The following is a 1210-nucleotide window of genomic DNA, read 5'->3' on the forward strand; positions in this document are numbered from 1 at the left end:
GCGCCGCCGGCTGGACAACTTTCACGCTCCACCTGCCCCCTCTGCCCCAGTTTTAAAGGTTGAGCGGATCCCTGGGGACTCCTGCTTTGCGCTTGCGCTTTTCCAGGTTGGTTTCAAAGTAGCGATGGTTACGCAGATCTGGCAAGATTCCTGCCTCAGAAACTTAGCCCTTAAAGCGGCGCAGCGCCGATTTGATCCCTACCTTAGGGGTTCTCTCCCCCGGTACCTCTGCACAGCCCGTCTTATTGTAAGTTCTGTAGCAACAGATACGGAAATAGTTCCCAACACAGATGCTCATCTCGGCCAGAAGAGATAGAGGCTGAGTATTCTGAGAGTTGCTGTCGTATCCGGGATCTGGATTGGCCGCCAACCCAACCTTCTCAATCTGGTCACGCTGCCGAAGACGCGAGGCAGAGAGGATTTGTTGCAAGTAAGTTTCAATTCACAACTTTTTCTTAATAAGTGATTTCGGTTCTTGAGGATCTGGCTTACTTTGTTACCTGTAGAGTGTTCCTTGCCAAAAACCTATGAGCATTGTTGCCCAAGTCATCGCGCAGTCGGACGCGGCTGATCGCTTCCTCAGCAGTGCCGAGATCGCCAAGCTAGAGGATTTCTTCAGCAAGGGTCAAGTTCGCATCCGAGCCGCCCAAAAGTTAGCAGAGAACGAGCAAAAAATTGTCCAGGAAGGCAGCAAACGGTTTTGGGCCAAATGCCCCAACACCCCCAGCAATAAGGGCAACCCTCAAAAAACTGCCCTCTGTCAACGAGATCAAGGCTGGTATATCCGCTTGGTTAGCTATTGCATCTTGGCAGGCAACGATAAGCCGCTGGAAGATATCGGCTTGAACGGCATGCGAGAAATGTACATCTCTTTGGGCGTGCCGCTACCCAACCTGCGGGTGGCGATGAGCTGCCTAAAAGAGGTAGCTGCCGGCATTCTTTCTTCAGAGGAGATGGCTCTAGCTGCCCCCTACTTTGATCGACTGATTCGCGCTTTTTGAATCGATGAATGGATAGACAAATCGCTGCCCTCTCGCTCAGTTTTAGAGTTGAGGCGCGCTACTCCTGCCTCTGTGAGCTTGAGGTTTCGGCTGGCTTTGCGAGCTTGACCTGCAAGCTGTGAAGTTGTCTTAAGTTGCAATCCATAAGAGTTCTCACAGGCAATGCCTGAGCAAGCGGTGCAAGGACTCCGTCCCGCTAACGCGAACAG

Annotated in this window: 1 protein-coding gene and 1 pseudogene; one reads left to right on the top strand and one right to left on the bottom strand. The window is 52.1% G+C overall.

What is annotated here, in order from left to right; all coding sequences use genetic code 11:
- Nucleotides 1-52: 52 nt before the first annotated feature.
- A pseudogene (rpsU, locus tag NW818_RS13880) lies at nucleotides 53-196 on the bottom strand (30S ribosomal protein S21).
- A 331-nt stretch (nucleotides 197-527) separates the two neighbouring features.
- Here rpsU and apcD point away from each other — a divergent pair.
- The gene (gene apcD / locus NW818_RS13885) at nucleotides 528-1001 is read left to right on the top strand and encodes an allophycocyanin subunit alpha-B (RefSeq protein WP_099812040.1); all 474 of its coding nucleotides are present in this window, start codon (nucleotides 528-530) and stop codon (nucleotides 999-1001) included.
- Nucleotides 1002-1210 lie beyond the last annotated feature (209 nt).

Source organism: Synechococcus sp. R6-5, from assembly GCF_047461775.1.
Taxonomy (GTDB): domain Bacteria; phylum Cyanobacteriota; class Cyanobacteriia; order Thermostichales; family Thermostichaceae; genus Thermostichus.